This is a genomic window from Streptomyces sp. NPDC041970, assembly GCF_055588985.1.
Map to the genome: position 1 here is coordinate 1 of NZ_JBVJCD010000115.1, position 2,422 is coordinate 2,422.

A 2,422-nucleotide genomic window follows, 5' to 3' on the forward strand; every position below is an offset into this window, starting at 1 on the left:
TCCACCGTCAAGTCATCACCGAAACGCCGATCACCGGTCGCGTCGGGCACGTACTTCACACAGACAACGATCCTCAAGCTCACGCCGGCTCTCCTACTGCATCGTCATTTCCGGGCTGCCTCTGTTGCACGCAGCATAGGCGCCATGTCGGGCCGATCCCGGTCAGGCGGACCGAGGGGCCGACGCCGATATTACTCGCCAGTACACCCAGTCCCCCGCCGCCGGGCAACCGCTGCGCACTGTGACCTTGCCGACGCGGCGGCCCGGCGCGCGGCCCGTGCCCGTCAGTCTCGCAGAGCGGTGAAGCGCCCCTGGTGGTAGACGAGCGGGCGGGCGGCGCCGGAGGGGGCGCCGGCCACGGCCTCGGCTATCACGATGCGGTGGTCGCCGGCCGGGATGCGGGCCACGACGCGGCAGACCAGCCACGCGGACACGCCGCCCAGCAGCGGGACGCCCTCGGGGCCGCTGGTCCAGTCCGTCGACGGCCCGAAGCGGTCGGCGCCGCTGCGGGCGAAGGTCGCGGCCAGCTCCTGCTGGCCCTCGCCGAGTATGTGCACCCCGACGTGGTCGGCCTCGGCCAGCACGGGCCAACTGGAGGACGACGTGCCGACGCCGAAGGAGACCAGCGGGGGCTCGGCCGCCACGGAGGTCAGCGAGGTGGCGGTGAAGCCGACCGGGCGCTCCCCGCCCGCGGTGATCACCGCGACGCCCGCGGCGTGGCGGCGGAAGACCGAGCGGAAGAGTTCGGGCGTGGTGGCCGTCAGGGAGGGTACGAGACCGGGCGAAGCCGTCATGGAGGTGTCCTTCTGCGGGAGAGGCGTACGGGTCCGTGGGTGCTCAGGCACCCGGACAGCGCGCGCTCGCGCAACGGGCCAGGTCCACGTGGGCCCGGCCGTACAGGAGGAGTTCCGGCGGCATCACGTCAGACTGACGATGCACGGCCGGTGCAGTCAAGGACGGTCCACCAGGTGGGAGATGTGTCACGGTGCGTCACCTGCCCTCTCCGCATCGTCCGCGGGGTCGGCGGCCGGCGGCCGCAGAGCCTGCCCGAGAGCGGCGACGACGTCGGCGGTCCGGGGCCGGCCCGCCGCGCGCCGGACCGTCCGGCCCGCGGCGTCGAGGACGAGGACGGTCGGCGTCCTCGTGATCCCGAGCCGCCGCACGAGGGCGAGCCGGGACTCGGCGTCGATCTCGACGTGCGCGACGCCCTCGACCATCCCGGCCACCTCGTCGAGCGTGCGACGGGTGGCCCGGCAGGGCTGGCAGAAGGCGCTGGAGAAGTGGACGAGTGTGGCCCGCTCCCCCAGTTCCGCGCCGAGTTGGGACGCGTCGAGCCGCTGCGCGCCGGTCGGACCGTCCACCTGGTGCCTCCTGATCAGAGTCCTACGCAAAGGGTCAGCACCGGCGGGCCCCCGGGCATTCCCGCAGCTCCACGGGGCGCGCACGTGACAAGAATCTCGCGGTCCGCGACCGCCGGGACTGGTCAGCGGCTCGCGTATGGGGCACCATCGCCACAATGCCGAAAACCTACGGCTGCGTAACTTCCGCCGGGAGAACCCTCCCCAGGCACTGAAGAAAGGGTCTTCCCCAGATGGCAGAACTCGTCTATCGACCGGTCATCGGCGCCGCTCGCACGCTGTTCAAGGCGCTCGACCTGAAGATCGACACTCAGGGTTCGGAGCACATCCCGAAGACCGGCGGTGCGGTGCTGGTGAGCAACCACATCAGCTATCTCGACTTCATCTTCACCGGCCTGGGCGCCCTGCCGCAGAAGCGGCTCGTGCGGTTCATGGCGAAGGAATCGGTCTTCCGCCACAGGATCTCCGGTCCGCTGATGCGGGGAATGAAGCACATCCCGGTCGACCGCGCCCAGGGCGAGGACGCGTACGCCCACGCGCTGCGGTCCCTGCGCTCCGGTGAGATCGTCGGCGTGTTCCCCGAGGCGACGATCTCGCAGTCGTTCACGCTGAAGAGCTTCAAGTCCGGCGCGGCGCGCCTGGCCCAGGAGGCGGGGGTCCCGCTGATCCCGATGGCGCTCTGGGGCACGCAGCGGATCTGGACGAAGGGGCGGCCGCGCAACTTCGGGCGCAGTCACATCCCGATCACCATCCGCGTGGGCGAGCCCGTGGAGGCGCCCGCCGACCAGTACGCGGGCGCGATCACCCGGCGGCTGAGGGAGCGGGTGCAGGAACTCCTGGAGGCCGCCCAGCGGGCCTACCCCGTGCGCCCCAAGGACGCGGCCGACACCTGGTGGGTGCCGGCCCACCTCGGCGGCACGGCCCCGACCCCCGCCGAGGCGCGCGAGCTGAGCTGACGTCCGGGCCTCGGGACGCGGGGGGGGGGGGGGGGGGGGGGGGGGGGGGGGGGGGGGGGGGGGGGGGGGGGGGGGGGGGGGGGGGGGGGGGGGGGGGGGGGGGGGGGG

The 2,422-nt window shown here is 73.0% G+C and carries 3 protein-coding genes and 1 pseudogene; 1 reads left to right on the forward strand and 3 read right to left on the reverse strand.

The annotated features are described in order from the left end of the window. The 3 genes and pseudogenes from ACZ6EJ_RS27785 to ACZ6EJ_RS27795 all read right to left on the reverse strand — a co-directional run. A pseudogene (locus ACZ6EJ_RS27785) lies at nt 1–83 on the reverse strand (electron transfer flavoprotein subunit beta); the annotation flags it as partial. Between the two features lie 201 nt (nt 84–284). Next, entirely contained in the window at nt 285–794 is a 510-nt protein-coding gene (locus tag ACZ6EJ_RS27790; RefSeq protein WP_469270958.1) for a flavin reductase family protein, read from the reverse strand. Nucleotides 795–980: 186 nt separating this feature from the next. After that, on the reverse strand, nt 981–1,361 hold the full coding sequence (locus ACZ6EJ_RS27795) for a TlpA family protein disulfide reductase (protein ID WP_469270959.1): 381 nt from the start codon (nt 1,359–1,361) through the stop codon (nt 981–983). 230 nt (nt 1,362–1,591) lie between these two features. Here ACZ6EJ_RS27795 and ACZ6EJ_RS27800 point away from each other — a divergent pair, with 230 nt between their 5' ends. Then, nucleotides 1,592–2,314, forward strand: a complete 723-nt coding sequence (locus ACZ6EJ_RS27800) for a lysophospholipid acyltransferase family protein (protein WP_469270960.1) — start codon at nt 1,592–1,594, stop codon at nt 2,312–2,314. The last annotated feature ends 108 nt before the right edge of the window (nt 2,315–2,422 follow it).